Consider the following 16,917-nt stretch of genomic DNA (forward strand, 5'->3'; position numbering starts at 1 on the left):
GTCGTCCTCTCTTAAAGCGCCCGCAGGGCTTCGGTCGGGTCCATCTTGCTCGCGTGCAGCGCCGGGTAGAGACTGGCCAGGATGCCAAGCAGCAGCGCCAGCGCTATGGAACCGAAGGCTATCGTGGTGTCCCAGACCAGGTGCGCATTCTTGGTTTCGGCCATGAACGGGAGCGCGAGTTTGGCGCCCCCCATACCCGCCGCGTAACCGAGGACCCCGGCCAGCAGGCTCACCAGCGCGGCCTCGAGCAGGATGATGCGCATGATGTGGCTCTTTCTGAAGCCGATGGCGCGGAACACGCCGATCTCGGTGGTGCGCTCGTTGACGCTCCCCATCATGGTCACGAAGACGATGAGGGAACCGATGAAGACGACCACGCTGGCCATGGCGTAAGAGAAGCGCTTGAACTGGTCCAGCGCCTTCAGGCGCCCCGCCACGACCTGCTGGATCGCGGACACCTTGCTCTCCGGCAGCAGTTCAGCGATCTGGTTCACCATGTCCGAGATGGGGCAGCCGGAGCAGAGGGCTGCGACCTCGGCCATGGTGATCTTCCCTTCCTTGCCCAGGAGCTTCTGGGCTTTCGGGAGCGCAACGAAGACCAGGGAATCGTCCTGCGACCCGGTCTGGTTCAGCACCCCGGCCACCTTGAACTGCTCACCCTTGATCTCGATGCTGTCGCCGGAGCTGGCGTTGAGGGTATTGGAGGCGTCGCTGCCCAGCAGCACCTCGTTGTCCCCCTTGGGCTCGCTGCCGAAGATCTGCCACCACTGCTTCATCTTCAACTCGGCGGCGAAGTCGACACCGACCAGCAGCACGTCGTGGGTGCCGATCTTGACGCCTCCCAGCACTTTCGGGGAGATGGCGGAGATGTTCTGGCTGTTCTTGATCTTGCGGACCCTGTCCAGGTCCTCCTGCTTGATCTCGCGCTGGTCGAAGGTGACGCCGCCCAGGTTGATGCCTCCGTAGTTCATGGAGAGGCCGTTACTTTGCGGGGTGATCAGGATGTTGGCGCCGAACTCGTCCATCTTGCGCTCGATGTCGGTGGACATGGAGCGGGTCAGGGTGACCAGGGTGACGATGGTGGCGATGCCGACCATGAGGCCGATGGTCAGGAAGGCCATCTTGGCCTTGCGGCGCTTCAGGTTGTTGATCGAGATGGTGTGCAGTTTCATTGTGTCTCCGTGCTGCGGTGTCGATCGGTGTCATGTAGCGAAACGCCCTCACCCCACCCCTCTCCCGGAGGGCGAGGGGGGAAACAAGCATGTTGGGCGGCGCCGTCCATTCCCTCTCCCTCCGGGAGAGGGTGGCCGGAGGCCGGGTGAGGGAGGAAGCTGCTGTCAAAAGATGCCGCGGGACCGAGGAGGCGGAACCCCGCGGCATCTCCTTTCAACAACTACCGGCTAGCTCTTTATCAAGTGTCATGCCAAACCGGCGGCACATGCCTAACTACCCGAAAAACCACGACCGGCGCCTGCCTGCGGCCAGGACATGGCAACGGCCGCGGGAGAATATTCAACGTGATGCGCAGAATATTCCACACACGGCCGTTGCAACCGCTACTTGCCCACCTCGTCGCTGCTGACCAGCTTCATGCCGCAGATGGAGCAGTCGGCGGTCGGGTCGTCGCTGGTGATCCACGGGTGCATCGGGCAGGCGTACAGGGCTCCCTTGGCGGCAACAGGCTTGATGGTAGCCTTTTTGCCGAAAAAGAACCAGAGGTTGAATGAAATCAGGGCAACTCCGCCCAGGGTGACGAAGATCTGAGACGTGTCCATGGTTACCCCCTCTCTACGGTGAAGCCGCGCAGCCGCAGGGCGTTGGTCACCACGCTCACCGACGAAAGCGCCATGGTGAGCGAGGCGATGATCGGGCTCAACAGCCAGCCGGTGAACGGGTACAGGATGCCGGCGGCTATCGGGATGCCCAGGATGTTGTAGATGAAGGCGAAGAACAGGTTCTGTTTGATGTTGGCGATGGTGGCCCGCGACAGCGCGATGCTGGAGATGACGCCGTTCAGGTCGCCGCGTACCAGCGTGATATCGGCCGCCTCGATGGCGACGTCGGTGCCGCTACCCATGGCGATCCCCACGTCAGCCTGCGCCAGCGCCGGGGCGTCGTTGATGCCGTCGCCGACCATGGCGACGACTTTCCCCTGTGCCTGGAGCTTCTTGATCTCCTCCCCCTTGCCGTCCGGCAGCACCTCGGCGACCACGCGGTCGACGCCGACTTGGCGGGCGATGGAGTCGGCGGTGCGGCGGTTGTCGCCGGTCAGCATGATCACCTCGAGCCCGAGGTCGTGCAACCGCTTTACTGCGCCGGCAGAGCCTTCCTTGATCGGGTCGGCAACGGCGATGACACCGGCGAACCTGCCGTCGATAGCCACCAGCACCGGGGTCTTGCCGGCATCGGCCAGCCGGTGGGCTTTGGAAGGATCGACTGCGATTCCGTGGTTGGTAAGCAGCAACTCGGTCCCGACGAGGATCTTCTTGCCGTCCACCTCAGCCTCGATGCCGTGCCCGGGGATCGCGTTGAAGCCCGTCACCGGCAGACGCTCGAGCCCCTCCTCCTCTGCGGAACGCACGATGGCCTCCCCTAACGGGTGTTCACTGCCCGCCTCAGCCGAGGCACAGAGTTGCAGCAGGGTGCGGCGATCGACCACGAAGGTCTCGACGTCGGTCACCGAGGGAACGCCGCGGGTGATGGTGCCGGTCTTGTCCAGGACGATGGTCGTCAGTTTGTGAGCGGTCTCCAGCGCCTCGCCCCCTTTGATCAGGATGCCGCTTTGGGCGCCACGCCCGGTCCCAACCATGATGGCAGTCGGGGTGGCCAGACCGAGGGCGCAGGGGCAGGCGATGATCAGCACCGAGACGAAGGTGAGCACCGCCATGTTGAGACGCGTTTCCGGCGGCGTGACATCAAACCAGATCACGAAGGTGGCGATGGCGAGACTGATGACCACTGGCACGAAGTAGCTGGCGATCAGGTCGGCGAGGCGCTGGATCGGGGCCTTGCTCCCCTGGGCCTGCTGCACCAGGCGCACGATCTGCTGCAGCACGGTGTCCTTGCCGATCCTGGTGGCGAGCATACGAAAGGAGCCGGTCTTGTTCAGGGTGGCGCCGATGACGGTGTCGCCCAGTTTCTTTAGCACCGGTAGCGGTTCACCGGTCAGCATGCTCTCGTCGATCGAAGAGCCCCCCTCGATGACTTCACCGTCCACCGGCACCTTTTCCCCGGGGCGCACCACGATGACATCGCCAAGTACCACCTCTGCGATGGGGATGTCCTCCTCCCGGTCACCTCTCACCACGCGGGCCAATTTCGGCTGCAGGCCGATCAGGGCGTGGATGGCGCCGCTGGTCTTGCTTCGGGCCCGCGCTTCCAACAGGCGCCCCATCAGGATCAGGGTGACGATGATGGCGGCCACCTCGTAGTAGACGCCCACCGGCGAGGCCATGGCATGTCCGTGCCCGGCAGCGCCCGTCTCGCCGGCGGCGCCGGCCATGAGCCATTCAGGCGCGATGGTGGCGACCAGGCTGAAGAGGTAGGCGGACAAGGTGCCCAGGGCGACCAGGGTATTCATGTCGGCGACGCGGTGCTTGGCGGCAGCCCAGGCGCCGGTGAAGAACTCGCGACCGGCCCAGAACAGGACCGGGGTGGTCAGTGCAAGTTCGACCCAGGAGCGCCCCGGGAAATTGAAAACGTCGGCCAGGGCAGGCACCACGTGTCCGGCCATGGCCAGCACGGCCACCGGCAGGGTCAGGGCCAGCGCCAGCAAGAACTTCGTCCTGTTCTTCCGGTACTGTGCCTCGTGCACCTGGGTCTGCGCTTCCAGCATGCCGGCCTCGTCGCTCTCCGCTGCGCCGCCAGCCTCCAGCACGTCATACCCCATGTCGCGCACCACCTGCTTCAGGGCGTCCGGGCTGGTTCCATTGGGGTCGTACTTGATGGTGGCGCGCGTGGTGGCGAAGTTGACCGCAGCGGTCACGACGCCTTGCGTCGCATTCAGGGTCTTCTCGATCCGGCCGGCGCACCCGGCGCAATTCATGCCCAAAAGTGGCAGTTCGCACTGTTCTGCCTGCTCCGTTGCAGGCGCATCGGGCGCGGCGGGCGACTCTGCCGATACCGGCGACTCCTCGGTTCCAGACGCGGTGGGTTGGCTCAGGTACCGCTCCGGAGACGCCAGGAACTTCTCCAGGCAGTTCGCCGAGCAGAATTTGTAGCTGGTTCCCTGGTGCGTGGCGGAAAGGGGTGCAGCTGCGCCGACTTCCATCCCGCAGACAGGGTCACGAAACGTTGTGTTCTCAGTCATTACCTTTTCCTCCGTAAAGCACTACTTCAGGAAACGCGACAGTGCCGTTTTCACCTCGTCCAGCAACTGCTGCTGGCTCATAGGCTTGGCCTGGTCGTGCTGCTTGTCGCCCCCCTGCCCCAGGACGCAATTCTCCAGGTGGCGGGTGAGCAGTTCCACGCCCAGGGCATCCAGGGCGGAGCGCACTGCGGATATCTGGTTCAGGATGTCGACGCAGTAGCGCTTCTCCTCCAGCATCCGCTCGATACCGGCCACCTGCCCGGCGATCCTTTTCACGCGCGTGTTCAGCTTGTTTTTCGACGAGTCGCTCATAGCTCCCTCCGGCTCTCCAATACCCCCCACGGGGTATATCGTTACAACAACAATACCCCCAGGGGGTATCAGTGGTCAAGAGGGTTTTTTATAAGCGATAGCCAATAATGTGATGAAATAACGGGGTGCAAAGGTTAAAGAAAGGTGGGTCGGACACTCCTCCCCCCGGAGGGGGGAGGCAGGGAGGGGGGATGCAAACTTTCCCCCTCCCTAGCCCTCCCCCTCCTGGGGAGGGGATTTTTGGAAAAGCGGCAGGCTACTTCTTCAGAAACTGCCTCAGCACGAACGGCAGTATGCCGCCGTGGTGGTAGTAATCGAGCTCGTTGGAGGTGTCGATGCGCACCAGCACCGTGAATAATCCGGCCGATCCATCCATGCCCGTGTACTTCACCTCGAGCTTCTGCCCCGGCGTGATTTCGTCCAGCCCGGAGAGGTCGAAGCTCTCGGCGCCGTTGAGGCCGACGCTCTTGTAGCTCTCGCCGGGAAGGAACTGCAGCGGCAGAATCCCCATCCCGACCAGGTTGGAGCGGTGGATCCTCTCGAAACTTTCCGCTATGACCGCCCTGACCCCGAGGAGCTTGGTCCCCTTGGCGGCCCAGTCGCGCGAGGAACCGGTGCCGTACTCCTTGCCCGCGATGACCACCAGCGGCGTACCCTCGGCACGGTACTGCTCCGAGGCATCGTAGATGGACATCTGCTTGCCGCTGCCGTCCCCCTTGGCGAAGAACATGGTGACGCCGCCTTCCACGCCGGGAACGAGGACGTTCCTGATGCGGGTGTTGGCGAAGGTGCCGCGCACCATCACCTCGTGGTTGCCGCGCCGCGCCCCGTAGGAGTTGAAGTCCTTGGGCTCGATGCCCAGCGACATCAGGTAGCGCCCGGCGGGAGTAGCCTTGCCGATGGAGCCTGCCGGCGAGATGTGGTCGGTGGTAATGGAGTCGCCCAGCAGGGCCAGGCAGCGCGCTCCGGTGATGTCGGGTACCGTTTCGGGCTGCGGCGGCAGGTCGAGGAAGAAGGGAGGCTCCTTGATGTAGGTGGAATCCTCCTGCCACTGGTACAGTTCGCCGGTGGGAACGACCAGGCTGCGCCACTCGTCGTCACCGTGGAACACGTCGGCGTAGTTGGCGGCGAAGGACTCTGCGTGGACGCAGCTTTGCACCAGTTCCGCCACCTCCTTGTCGTCGGGCCAGATGTCCTTCAGGTAGACCGGCTCTCCGTTGGGGTCGGTGCCGAGGGGATCGCGGGTGAGGTCGATGTTGATGTTACCGGCCAAGGCGTAGGCGACCACCAACGGGGGCGAAGCGAGGTAGTTGGCGCGCACGTGGGCGTTGATGCGTCCTTCGAAGTTGCGGTTGCCGGATAGCACCGCCGCGACCGCGAGATCCCCGTCCACCACGGCGCGCGAGATGTGTTCGGCCAGCGGGCCGCTGTTGCCGATGCAAGTGGTGCAGCCGTAGCCGACCAGGTGGAAGCGGAGCGCGTCCAGGTAGGGCGTGAGCCCTGCGGCGGCGAGGTAGTCGGTCACTACTTTTGATCCTGGGGCCAGGCTGGTCTTGACCCATGGGCGCACCTGGAGCCCACGCCGCACCGCGTTTCGCGCCAGTACGCCGGCACCGATCATCACCGAGGGGTTGGAGGTATTGGTGCAGCTGGTGATGGCCGCGATGACGATGGAGCCGTGGCAGAGGTTGTAGCTGGTCCCGTCGGGTTGGCGCACCGGGACGCACTGGCCCAGCGAGCCGAGCGCCTTGTCCGGGTGCTCCGCCATCAACTCCGGCGCCACGGTGACCGGCGACCCTCCTTCACCGAGCCAGCGGTTCAGGGTCTCCTTGTCCACGTTGGCCGCGTCCTGCTGCCGCAGGGTGACCAGCTGTCTGCGGAACGAACCGCGCACTTCCTTCAGGCGCACCCGGTCCATGGGGCGGCTGGGGCCGGCAAGGGAAGCCTCCACGTCGGCCAGATCCAGTTCCAGCGTGTCGCTGAAGACGGGCTCGGGACGGTCGGAGGAGAGCCACAGTTCCTGCTCCTTGAAGTACGCCTCCACCAGCGGCACCACCTTGCCCCTGCCGGAGAGTTGCAGGTAGGCGGTGGTCTGCTCGTCGACTGGAAATACGCCGATGGTGGCGCCGTACTCGGGGGCCATGTTGCCGATGGTGGCCCGGTCCGCGATGTTGAGGGAAGCGGCGCCGGGGCCGTAGAACTCGACGAACTTGCCGACGACACCCTTCTTCCTGAGCATCTGGGTGATGGTCAGAACGAGATCGGTTGCGGTGGCGCCCGGGCTCAGGGCGCCGGTGAGCCGGAAGCCGACCACCTTCGGGATGAGCATGGAGCAGGGCTGTCCCAGCATGGCGGCCTCGGCCTCGATCCCGCCGACGCCCCAGCCCACCACGCCCAGGCCGTTGATCATGGTGGTGTGCGAGTCGGTACCGACCAGGGTATCAGGCAGCACCCACTCACCCCCGTCCTCCCCCTCGACCGTGTTCACCAGCGCCACCTGCGCCAGGTATTCCAGGTTCACCTGGTGGCAGATGCCGGTCGCCGGCGGCACCACGCTGAAGTTGCGGAAGGCGGACTGCCCCCAGCGCAGGAACTGGTAGCGCTCGTGGTTGCGCTCGAACTCCAGCACCGAGTTGGCTTTGAGCGCCAACTGGCTGCCGTACTGGTCCACCTGCACCGAGTGGTCGATGACCAGGTCGGCGCGCTGCATGGGGTTGATGTCGGAGGGGCGCCCGCCGAGCCGGTTCAGGGCCGAGCGCATGGCCGCCAGGTCGGCGACGGCCGGCACGCCGGTGAAGTCCTGCAGCAGGATGCGGGCCGGCATGAACTGAATCTCCTGGTCCGGCTCCGCCAGCGCGTCCCAGCGCGCCACCGCCTCGACATCTTCCTTTTTCACCACCACGCCGTCCTCCCGGCGCAGCAGGTTCTCCAGCAGGATCTTCATGGAATATGGGAGGCGGCTGATATCGATGCCCGAGTTGGCCGCGAAGGCCTTCAAGGAGTGATAGCGGTAGGTCTTACCGTCCACGGTGAGCGTGGCGAGGGTGTTGTAGCTGTTCAGGACACTCATGTGTTCTCCTCAGACTTTTTTTAATGCCACGTTGGCCGCAACGAGGACCGGGTCCCAGACAGGCGCGTAAGGCGGTGAATAACTCAGGTCCAGTTCGGCGATCTCGAACACGGTCATATTCTTGTAGATGGCGGTCGCCAGGATATCCAGCCGCTTGGCCACCACGTCCTCGCCCACCATCTGGCAACCCAGCAACAGGCCGCTTCCCTTCTCGCACAAAAGCACGATGCGGATGGTGCCGCCGCCGGGGAACTCGCCCCGGGTGGGCCCGTCCACCACCACCTTGACCACGTCCTTGGACAGCGTCTGCAGCTGCCGCTCGTTGAGCCCCGTGGTGGCGACGGTGTAGTCGAAAAACTTGAAGACGGCGGTTTGGTCGATGCCCCAGAACTCCGTCATCCGGTCGGGATTGCAGATGTTGTGGCCGATCACCCGTCCCTGCTTGTTGGCGGCGGGCCCCAGCGGGAAGTACGAGTTCAGCCCCAATTGCCGGACGTAATGCTCCGCGCAGTCACCGCCGGAAAAGACGCCCTCCAGGTTGGTGCGCAGGTAGCGGTCCACCTTGACGGCGCCGGCAACCCCCAACTCCCCGCCTGCCGCGGCAAAAAGGGCGGTGTTGGGCCTCGCCCCCGCGGCGACCACGACCATGTCGGCCTCGAAGGTCCCGGCAGAGGTCTTCACCCGGCGCCCCGCCTTCTCCTCGATATCGACGCCGGTCAAAAGCTCGATCCCCTTTTCCCGCGCCTTTTCCATGACCTTGCTGCGCACCTCCTCGCAAAAAGCGGGGAGGATGACGGGAGCCTTTTCGACGATCACCGGTTTGAGCTTCAGGTTGGTGAGCACATCGGCAACTTCGAGGTTGGTGTAGCCTGCTCCGACCAGGAGCACCTTGGCAGGTGGGGTCCCGTAGAGGAATTCCTTGGCGCGGCGGGTATCTTCCAGGGTCCGGAAATAGAAGACGTCGCTGCTGTCGAAACCGGGGGTGTCCAGGCGGATCGCTTTATTTCCCGTGGCGTAGACCAGAAAGTCGTAACCTTCGCTGTAAGTCCGGCCGGTTTGCAGATCGGTGACCTCGACCTTTTTCCCGTCGGCATCGATGCGGGTCACCTCCTGGTGCAGCCGGTAGTCGACCCCGCGCTCGCCGCGGATGGCCTCCAGGGGGATGGCGTACAGTTTCTCCACCGGACGGTCCCTGAAGAAGAGGTTGTACGGCATCCCGCACGCGGCGTAGGAGACATCGCCGCTTTTCTCGAGGACGATGACCTCGGCCTCCGGAGACTGTCGCTTGATCTGGCTTGCCGCCGAGAGGCCGGCGGCGATGCCGCCGATGATCACGCACTTCATGAGATCTCCCCTGCTGCCTATTCCGGCTCGAACATGCTCTTGTCCACACCGCACACGGGGCAGACCCAGTCATCAGGGATATCCTCGAAAGCAGTCCCCGGGGCCACGCCACTATCGATGTCACCTACCTCAGGATCATAGACATAACCACAAACTGTACAGCGGTATTTCTGCATGACTTCCTCCTTTGCCATCCAAGGTTTATTCAGTCCACTCCCTGCCATTACCATTGCAGGCGGGCGTACACTGTGCTGAAAAACATTCATAAAAAGTAGCTGGCGCCCCATTAATGTCAAGCCGCCCCGCGATCATTAGAGAGAGCAGTATGTACAGCTGAGGCCATCGGTGCTAAAGATAGCGCTCTGAACAAATGGGGACAGGCTACTTTTTTAGATGGACAGACGGAGGTTGGAAAAGCAGCCTGTCCCCTTTTGCTGTCCCCTTTTGCCTCATTTTTACGACCGGAGTTTGCATGAAAGGTGTACTGGGAAAATTCGACACGGGGCTTTTGGCCTCGGAGCAGCGCCCGATACTGCGCTTTCTGGTGGTGCTCACGGCAGCCTCCACCATCGGCCTGCAGGGCTATACCATCCTCTTCAACAACTTCGCCGCCGAGATGGTGCATCTGAACGGAAGCCAGGTCGGCGTGACCCAGTCGGTGCGCGAGATCCCAGGGCTGTTGTCGCTGCTGGTGGTGTTCGTGCTGCTGCTGGTCCGGGAGCACAAACTGGCGGCACTTTCCATTGTCCTCCTCGGCCTCGGCACCGGCATCACCGCCCTGATCCCCTCCTACGGCTGGGTCATCTTCACCACCGTGGTCATGAGCTTCGGCTTCCATTACTACGAGAGCACCAACCAGTCGCTCACGCTGCAATATTTCTCGACGGCCGTGTCGCCACTTATTTTCGGTCGTCTGCGTGCTCTGGCGGCGGTGTCAAGCGTCGTCGCCGGCATCATCGTGTATTGCCTGAGCGGCATCGCGCAGTACCGCGAGATGTACCTGACCATCGGCGGTCTCGTGCTGGCCGCAGGGATCTGGGGACTGTTCCAGAACCCCACCCACGCCGGCATCGTGCCGCAGCGCAAGAAGATGATCCTGCGCCGCCGCTACTCGCTCTTTTACCTGCTGACGCTCCTGTCCGGCGCGAGGCGCCAGATCTTCGTGGTGTTCTCGATCCTGCTCCTGGTCCAGGTGTTCCATTTCACGGTGCGCGAGATGACCATCCTCTTCATCGTCAACAACGTGGTGGCCTACATCCTCAACTCGCTGATCGGCAAGGCGATCAACCACTTCGGCGAGCGCACCATCTCTTCCATCGAATATTCCGGCGTCATCGTCATCTTCCTGGTCTACGCCTTCACCACCTCGAAAAATCTGGTCATGCTGATGTACATACTGGACAACATCCTCTACAATTTCGAAGTTGCCATCAGGACCTATTTCCAGAAGGTGGCCGATCCGGCAGATATCGCGTCCTCCATGTCTGTGGGGTTTACCATCAACCACATAGCCGCCGTCTTCCTGCCTGCTCTGGGCGGGTACTTCTGGATGATGGATTACCGCATACCGTTTATCGCCGGCACCGTGCTTGGCGTGGTCTCGCTTGTTGCGGCACAGTGGATGAGGGTTCCTGATAAAGCGCCGGAAGCGGCACTCATAGCGGAGGCGCAGTAAATATCGCAGCAGGTAATACGGTAAGTAGATACAGCGATAAGGAGACAAACGTGTTCAAAAGGATTGATCACATAGAGATTATTCCCACCGACTTCGAACGTTCCATCCGGTTTTATACCGATGTCCTCGGCTTCACGGTGCGGCAGCAAATGACAGTGGCCGCAGCGCCGCTCGAGGAAATCGCCTACCTCGCCCTGGGAGACACGGTGCTGGAACTGATGCGGGTGAAGGATCCCACGCTTACCGCACTGGAACCGTGGGGCACCGGCTACCGGATGATGGCGCTGGAGGTGGATGACATGGACGCCGCCCTCGCCTACCTGGCCGGCAAAGGCGTTACCCCCAGTTGGGGTCCGGTAGCGCTGGGACCTTCCAAACGCGCCGAAATACGGGATTGCGACGGCTTTCCGATTGAACTGAGACAGTGGTAGCCACCAAAGGAGGAGCTATATGATGATTCCCATTCCTGACAAGATGAAAGAAGTAATGGCGCATGAGGGCGTGGTGGCCATAGTGACGCAGGGGATCGAGGGCCCGCACATGGTCAACACCTGGAACAGCTACCTGCGGATCAGCCCCGACGGGAAACTGCTGGTGCCGGTCGGTTACATGCACGTGACCGAGAACAACCTGGCCCAGAACCCGAGGGTATTGATCACGCTGGGGACCCGCGAGGTGGAAGGTAGTCACGGCCCGGGCACCGGGTTTTTCGTGGAAGGGACCGGGACCGTCCTCGATTCCGGCCCGACCTTCGACTCGACCAAGGCCACCTTCCCCTGGGCACGGGCCGTGCTCGAGATCAAGGTCACTGCCGCCAAGCAGACGCTGTAAAGGGAAAGATGAAACTGCCGGCCAATTCCCCCTCGCCCTCCGGGAGAGGGGCAGGGGTGAGGGCGCCGCAATAGGCAAGATCGTGCATCTGGGTACCTCCCTCACCCGCCCTTCCGGCACCCTCTCCCGGAGGGAGAGGGGATAGAAGCCTGCTCGGGAAACAAGAAGAGCGCCGCTGGAATTTCCTGCGGCGCTCTTTGCTTATGCCGTCCCTCTACCGCAACCAACCCTTACCCCTTCATCCTCCTGCGCTGCACATTGATCGTCGTCTGCGGCTCACGCGCCGCCGCCTTCCCCGATTCCAAAAGCGCGAAGCGCAGGCAGATGGCGCCGATGGTGGTAAGGGCGCCACTGACCTTCCTCTTCAAGGGAGAGCGCACCGGCAGCAACTCGACCAGAATGCCGGACACCAGCGCGGCCTTGGCCGCCGTCCACAGCACTCCCCCCTTCCCTTCCCTGGCGGCCGCCGCCACCTCCGGCACCGTGGCGTCATTCCTCTGCATAGCCACCATGCAGGCGGCTTCGCCCGCCTTGCCGACCATGCCGAAGCGCTGCACCACCTTTTCCTCGCGCTCGTCGAGCGGCATCATCTGCAACACGCCGGCAGTGCTGGCTGCGGCCGAAGACATGAACAGCGCCGGCAGGAGCAGCCGCCGTTCGCGCCAGAGCGGATTGGCGGTGTTGCCCAAAAGCACCCCCGTGTAGCCGGCCACCAGGAGCCCACCGACCGCCGTGCCGTAACGGGTAACAGCCCCGGAACGATCCCCCTGCAACAGCGAGAGGGCCGCCATCATCCCGGTACCGGCAAGGGACCAGGAGCCGATACTCATCGGAGAACTGGGGCGCAACACGCGCAGCATGTTCAGGAAACGGCTCATCTTCCCCAGGTCGTAGGTGAGCAGTACCGGGCCTATCGTGGTACCGAGAAAGGCAAGGAAGCGGCACCAGTTTGCCAACCGGCGCAATCGTTTCTTGCCGTGCAGGGCGGCGGCCAGCATGGCGCTTCCTCCCGCCACGCCACCCATGTAGAAGTACGCCGGGACGGACCAGATCCAGACCGGCTCCTTGAGTAGCGCCAGGTCATAGTAGTTGTGGTCGGTCCGGTGTTGCGACGGCACTTGCCGCCACAGCGGCACGATCCCGCCGGCATCCGGCTCGGCATGCTTCACCTGCTGCGCGGCCCCCTCGCCGATCTGCAGCGCCAGTCCCGGGCTCATCTCCCTTCCTACGTGCAACCTGCTCTGTGCCAGGCTCATTTCCGGTCACCTCCCCTGCTGTGGGTGGCGGCTAGTGCCGCTGCCGCCATCCCGGCCGCGGCCAGCGCCATAACGCCCCACGACCCTGCCACTCCCTTGGTCGGCACGATAGGGTCGGGAGGGAGGTTGTAGGCCTCGGGTCGGTCCAGCAGCAGGAAGAAGGCATGCAGCCCTTCCGTGCCGGGCTGGTCCCGTTCGCTCATCCCGTAGAGCCATGCCTCGGTCACACCGCGCCGGTGCAGCTCCTGCAGCCTGGCCTGGGCCATCTCCCTCAGGTCATCGAGCTTGCCGAAGGCGATGGAATCGGTCGGGCAGGCCTTGGCGCAGGCAGGCTCCACCCCGTCTTTCTGGCGGTCGTAGCAGAGCGTGCACTTCCAGGCGCGGCCGTCGTCCTCGCGCCGGTTGATGACGCCGAAGGGGCAGCAGACAACACAGTAGCCGCAGCCGTTGCAGACGTCGGGCTGGACGTAGACGGTGTCGAACTCGGTGCGCACGATGGCGCCGGTGGGGCAGGCCTCCAGGCAGCCGGCGCGCTGGCAGTGCTTGCAGACGTCGGACATGAGGAGCCAGGAGAATGGCCGTGACGTGGTCTGCCCGGAGAGCCGGGCCTGGCGCTCCACGAACGCGACATGGCGCCACGTGGTCGCCTCCAGGTGAATGGTGTTGTCGTAGGAACGGCCGCTGAAAAAGTCACCATCGGCGGGGAGTTGGTTCCACTGCTTGCAGGCGACCTCGCAGGCCTTGCAGCCGATGCAGACGCTGGTGTCGGTAAAGAAACCGGTAGCTGGAGTGGTCATGATTCCTCCGTCATTTCGGTCTTGCCTGCGTGTAGGCCGTGTTTGCCGCCGGGCTTTTCATGTACCGGCGCGAGATCCCGCTCGGGTCCGGACACCTCGCGCTCCACCAGCGGCCCCTGGGCCGCCGCCCGCCGTTTTTTCGCCCTTCTCCCCGCCACCACCTGGACCGAGAACGCCTTCGACTCCTCGATGCTGACGTTGGGGTCGGCCACGAAGGCGGTGAGCTCGTTGGCGGCGTCACCGGTGGAACGGCCGATCCAGCTCCAGTGATACGGGATGCCGACCGTGTGCAGGGTCCGCCCCTGCTGCACGAAAGGCTGCATCCGCCCGGTCACCAGGACCCGCGCCTCGATCTCTCCGCGGATGGTGCTCACGGTGGCCCAGCCTCCGTTTTCCAACCCGCGCAGTTCGGCAAGCTCCGGCGAGACCTCGATGAACATCTCGGGCTGCAGTTCGCACAGCCACGGCAGCCATCGGCTCATCCCCCCGGCGGTGTGATGCTCGGTGAGGCGGTAGGTCGTGGCGATGAAGGGGTAATCGGGATCGCCCCATGCCTTGTGGTAAGGGTTGTCGTTGCGAATCCACTCCATGCGCGCCGGGTTGCACTGCTGTCCGTAGAGCGGGTTTTTCAGCACCGACTCCTCGGGTTCGTAGTGGGTGGGGAGCGGGCCGTCCAGAAGGCCGTTGGGGTCATACATCCAGGCCTTCCCTTCCGCCTGCATGATGAAAGGATCGATGCCGGAAAGGGTGTCGATCCCCTTGGCGCCGGGCCCCGGACGGTAGTCGGGAGGACGGTCGACAATGAAGTCGGGGTTGTCGTAGCCGGTCCACTTGCGCTCACCGGGATCCCACCAGACGTACTTCTTGCGTTCCGACCAGGGCTTGCCATCGGGGTCGGCAGAGGCGCGGTTGTAGAGCAGGCGCCGGTTGGCAGGCCACGCCCAGCCCCATTCCGGCGCCACCCAGGTCTGCTCCGATGCCGGCTTCCTGCGGGCTGGCTGGTTGACCCCATCCTTGTAGCAACCGCAATAGATCCAGCAGCCGCAGACCGTGCTGCCGTCATCCTTCAGTTCCTTGTACCCGGGCAGGTACTTGTGATCCCCCAGGGTGTAGCCGCTGATTTCGGCAAGCACTTCCTCGGCATCCGGTTCCTCGATCTCGCCGATGCTGCGGTAGTCCCAGGTCAGGTCGCGCAGGGGAAAATCCTTTTGCTCGGAGGAGCTCCGGTACAGCTCCTTCAGTCGCCTGCCCAAATGCCAGATGAAATGCAACTCGGAGCGGCAGTCGCCGGGCGGTTCCACCGCCTTATGGTGCCACTGCAAAAGGCGCTGCGTGTTGGTGAAGGTGCCGTCCTTCTCGGTATGGGCGGCGCAGGGGAAGAAGAAGACTTCGGTGCCGATCTGCTCCGGTTTGACGTCGCCGGCAACGATCTCGGGTGCGTTGCGCCAGAACTCCGCCGTCTCGGTGGGGGCGAAATCGCGCACCACGAGCCACTTCAGGTTATGCAGCCCCTTGCGCTGCAGGGCGCAGTTCATCGACCCCACCGCCGGGTTTTCCCCCATGACGAAGTAGCCCTGCACCTGGGCGTCGGCCATGGCCGCCACCGTGACCATGTGGGAGTGATCGCCCGAGATGTGGGGCAGGTAGTGGTAGCACCAGTCGTTTTGGGAAGTTGCGGCGGGGCCATACCAGGCCTTCAGCAAAGACACGGTGTACTTGGGAAATTCGCTCCACCAACCCGAGGCCGATTCGTTGTACTCCAGGTATTTCTTGAGGTCGGTGTCGTAGGAGGCCTTGGGCATGGGGAGGTAGCCCGGCAGCATGTTGTAGAGGGTGGGGATGTCGGTCGATCCCTGGATGGAGGAGTGCCCGCGCAGGGCCATGATGCCGCCCCCGGGACGCCCGATGTTGCCCAGGAGCATCTGCACGATGGCGGCGGTGCGGATGTACTGGACCCCAACCGAGTGCTGCGTCCACCCGACGGCGTAGCAGAACGCGCTGGTCCGGTCCCGACCCGAGTTGTCGCACAAGGCGCGCGCCACCTTCTCGAACAGTTCGGGAGGAACGCCGCATGCCTCCTGCACCACCTCCGGCGTGTAGCGGGAGAAGTGCCTTTTCACGATCTGGAATACGCACAGGGGATCGGTAAGGGTGAAATCGTGCTGCTCCGCCGATACGATGGCGCCGCGCTCGGCACGGGGTTCACCGGAGAACATCTCGCGGTGCCCGGCGGCAGGTGTCACTTCCACGCCGCGATACTGCCAGGAAGAAGGATCGTACTGCCCCTTCTCCGCATCCCAGCCGCTGAAGAGACCGTCCAGGTCCTCGGTGTCCCGGTAATCCTCCGAAACCAGGGCGGCGGCGTTGGTGTAGTTGACCACGTAGTCGCGGAACCAGCGCTCGTTACTGATGATGTAGTTGACCAGTCCCCCAAGGAAGGCGATATCGCTGCCGGGGCGGATGGGGACGTGGATGTCGGCGACGGCGCTGGTGCGGGTGAAACGGGGATCGACATGAATGATGGTGGCGCCGCGGCGCTTGGCCTCCATAACCCAGCGGAAGCCGACCGGGTGGCATTCCGCCATGTTGGAGCCCTGGATTACGATGCAATCGGAGTGTTGCAGGTCCTGCTGGAAGGTGGTCGCCCCTCCCCTGCCGAACGAGATCCCCAGACCGGGGACGGTTGAGGAATGTCAGATGCGTGCCTGGTTCTCCACCTGGACCATGCCCAAGGCGGTGAAGAGCTTCTTGATCAGGTAGTTCTCCTCATTGTCCAGCGTGGCGCCGCCCAGGTGTGCGATGCCCAGCGTGCGTCGCAGCGGATGGCCTTTTTCGTGCTGCTCCTCCCACGTTTCGTCGCGGGTCTGCTTGACCCGGTCCGCCACCATGTCCATGGCCTGTTTGAGCGGGATCTTCTCCCATTTCTTGCCGTAGGGGCGCCGGTACAGGACGTTCATGGTCCGGTGCGTCCCGGTGACCAGTTGCATGGTAGCCGAGCCCTTCGGGCACAGGCACCCCTCCGAGATGGGCGAGTCGTAGTCCCCCTCGATGTCCAGGATCTTGCCGTCCTTGACATAGACCTTCTGGCCGCACCCGACGCCGCAGTAAGGGCAGACCGACCCCACCACCTTGTCCGCTTCGGCGGTCCTTGGTTTAAGGGAGCGCGTTCTCTCTGTCATAGCGGATTCACCCAATCCGGCCGGATCGCCGCTGGCAACCTGGCGCAGGGCCGGCCACTTCAAGAACCAGTTATTCTTTGCCATCGCCTGCTCCTTGGTAAACCGGGTTAAAAAACATTAGTTGTGTTTAACATTGGAGGCAGC

At 63.5% G+C, this 16,917-nt stretch carries 13 protein-coding genes; 3 read left to right on the forward strand and 10 right to left on the reverse strand.

What is annotated here, in order from left to right; genetic code table 11:
* Positions 1 to 11 precede the first annotated feature (11 nt).
* The 7 genes from H7687_RS05975 to rd form a co-directional block, all read right to left on the reverse strand.
* Complete coding sequence (locus H7687_RS05975; RefSeq protein WP_183346155.1) at positions 12 to 1,172, reverse strand: ABC transporter permease; 1,161 nt, start codon at positions 1,170 to 1,172, stop codon at positions 12 to 14.
* A 384-nt stretch (positions 1,173 to 1,556) separates the two neighbouring features.
* Complete coding sequence (locus H7687_RS05980) at positions 1,557 to 1,775, reverse strand: heavy metal-binding domain-containing protein (RefSeq protein WP_183346156.1); 219 nt, start codon at positions 1,773 to 1,775, stop codon at positions 1,557 to 1,559.
* A 2-nt stretch (positions 1,776 to 1,777) separates the two neighbouring features.
* Positions 1,778 to 4,309 (reverse strand): heavy metal translocating P-type ATPase, encoded by a 2,532-nt coding sequence (locus H7687_RS05985; RefSeq protein WP_183346157.1) that lies wholly within the window; start codon positions 4,307 to 4,309, stop codon positions 1,778 to 1,780.
* 21 nt (positions 4,310 to 4,330) lie between these two features.
* Positions 4,331 to 4,621, reverse strand: coding sequence for a metal-sensitive transcriptional regulator (locus H7687_RS05990; protein WP_183346158.1), 291 nt, complete (start codon positions 4,619 to 4,621; stop codon positions 4,331 to 4,333).
* Between the two features lie 256 nt (positions 4,622 to 4,877).
* A complete protein-coding gene (acnA, locus tag H7687_RS05995; protein ID WP_183346159.1) occupies positions 4,878 to 7,691 on the reverse strand; it encodes an aconitate hydratase AcnA in 2,814 nt (937 codons plus the stop codon).
* Between the two features lie 9 nt (positions 7,692 to 7,700).
* Positions 7,701 to 9,035, reverse strand: coding sequence for an FAD-dependent oxidoreductase (locus H7687_RS06000; protein ID WP_183346160.1), 1,335 nt, complete (start codon positions 9,033 to 9,035; stop codon positions 7,701 to 7,703).
* Between the two features lie 17 nt (positions 9,036 to 9,052).
* On the reverse strand, positions 9,053 to 9,211 hold the full coding sequence (gene rd, locus H7687_RS06005; RefSeq protein WP_183346161.1) for a rubredoxin: 159 nt from the start codon (positions 9,209 to 9,211) through the stop codon (positions 9,053 to 9,055).
* Between the two features lie 296 nt (positions 9,212 to 9,507).
* Here rd and H7687_RS06010 point away from each other — a divergent pair, with 296 nt between their 5' ends.
* The 3 genes from H7687_RS06010 to H7687_RS06020 are packed head-to-tail and all read left to right on the forward strand — an operon-like array spanning position 9,508 to position 11,541.
* Entirely contained in the window at positions 9,508 to 10,710 is a 1,203-nt protein-coding gene (locus tag H7687_RS06010; RefSeq protein WP_183346162.1) for an MFS transporter, read from the forward strand.
* Positions 10,711 to 10,760: 50 nt separating this feature from the next.
* Positions 10,761 to 11,141 (forward strand): VOC family protein, encoded by a 381-nt coding sequence (locus tag H7687_RS06015; protein WP_183346163.1) that lies wholly within the window; start codon positions 10,761 to 10,763, stop codon positions 11,139 to 11,141.
* 19 nt (positions 11,142 to 11,160) lie between these two features.
* Positions 11,161 to 11,541, forward strand: a complete 381-nt coding sequence (locus H7687_RS06020) for a pyridoxamine 5'-phosphate oxidase family protein (RefSeq protein ID WP_246404649.1) — start codon at positions 11,161 to 11,163, stop codon at positions 11,539 to 11,541.
* A 230-nt stretch (positions 11,542 to 11,771) separates the two neighbouring features.
* On the opposite strand, the gene nrfD is transcribed toward H7687_RS06020, so the two are convergent.
* Genes nrfD through fdh form a run of 3 tightly spaced genes read right to left on the reverse strand, consistent with a single transcriptional unit; the run spans position 11,772 to position 16,857 of the window.
* Positions 11,772 to 12,797, reverse strand: coding sequence for an NrfD/PsrC family molybdoenzyme membrane anchor subunit (nrfD, locus tag H7687_RS06025; protein ID WP_183346164.1), 1,026 nt, complete (start codon positions 12,795 to 12,797; stop codon positions 11,772 to 11,774).
* Positions 12,794 to 13,594 (reverse strand): 4Fe-4S dicluster domain-containing protein, encoded by an 801-nt coding sequence (locus H7687_RS06030; protein WP_183346165.1) that lies wholly within the window; start codon positions 13,592 to 13,594, stop codon positions 12,794 to 12,796. The genes nrfD and H7687_RS06030 overlap by 4 nt, the downstream gene beginning before the upstream one ends.
* Positions 13,591 to 16,857 (reverse strand): formate dehydrogenase, encoded by a 3,267-nt coding sequence (fdh, locus tag H7687_RS06035; RefSeq protein ID WP_183346166.1) that lies wholly within the window; start codon positions 16,855 to 16,857, stop codon positions 13,591 to 13,593. The genes H7687_RS06030 and fdh overlap by 4 nt, the downstream gene beginning before the upstream one ends.
* Positions 16,858 to 16,917 lie beyond the last annotated feature (60 nt).

The organism is Geomonas paludis (genome assembly GCF_014193585.1).
GTDB classification, from domain to species: domain Bacteria; phylum Desulfobacterota; class Desulfuromonadia; order Geobacterales; family Geobacteraceae; genus Geomonas; species Geomonas paludis.

What these genes read in the sequence shown, in the direction of transcription:
- H7687_RS05975 (WP_183346155.1), bottom strand. Translation starts at nt 1,172, where the DNA reads ATGAAACTGCACACCATCTCGATCAACAACCTGAAGCGCCGCAAGGCC.
- H7687_RS05980 (WP_183346156.1), bottom strand. Translation starts at nt 1,775, where the DNA reads ATGGACACGTCTCAGATCTTCGTCACCCTGGGCGGAGTTGCCCTGATT.
- H7687_RS05985 (WP_183346157.1), bottom strand. Translation starts at nt 4,309, where the DNA reads ATGACTGAGAACACAACGTTTCGTGACCCTGTCTGCGGGATGGAAGTC.
- H7687_RS05990 (WP_183346158.1), bottom strand. Translation starts at nt 4,621, where the DNA reads ATGAGCGACTCGTCGAAAAACAAGCTGAACACGCGCGTGAAAAGGATC.
- acnA (WP_183346159.1), bottom strand. Translation starts at nt 7,691, where the DNA reads ATGAGTGTCCTGAACAGCTACAACACCCTCGCCACGCTCACCGTGGAC.
- H7687_RS06000 (WP_183346160.1), bottom strand. Translation starts at nt 9,035, where the DNA reads ATGAAGTGCGTGATCATCGGCGGCATCGCCGCCGGCCTCTCGGCGGCA.
- rd (WP_183346161.1), bottom strand. Translation starts at nt 9,211, where the DNA reads ATGCAGAAATACCGCTGTACAGTTTGTGGTTATGTCTATGATCCTGAG.
- H7687_RS06010 (WP_183346162.1), top strand. Translation starts at nt 9,508, where the DNA reads ATGAAAGGTGTACTGGGAAAATTCGACACGGGGCTTTTGGCCTCGGAG.
- H7687_RS06020 (WP_246404649.1), top strand. Translation starts at nt 11,161, where the DNA reads ATGATGATTCCCATTCCTGACAAGATGAAAGAAGTAATGGCGCATGAG.
- nrfD (WP_183346164.1), bottom strand. Translation starts at nt 12,797, where the DNA reads ATGAGCCTGGCACAGAGCAGGTTGCACGTAGGAAGGGAGATGAGCCCG.
- H7687_RS06030 (WP_183346165.1), bottom strand. Translation starts at nt 13,594, where the DNA reads ATGACCACTCCAGCTACCGGTTTCTTTACCGACACCAGCGTCTGCATC.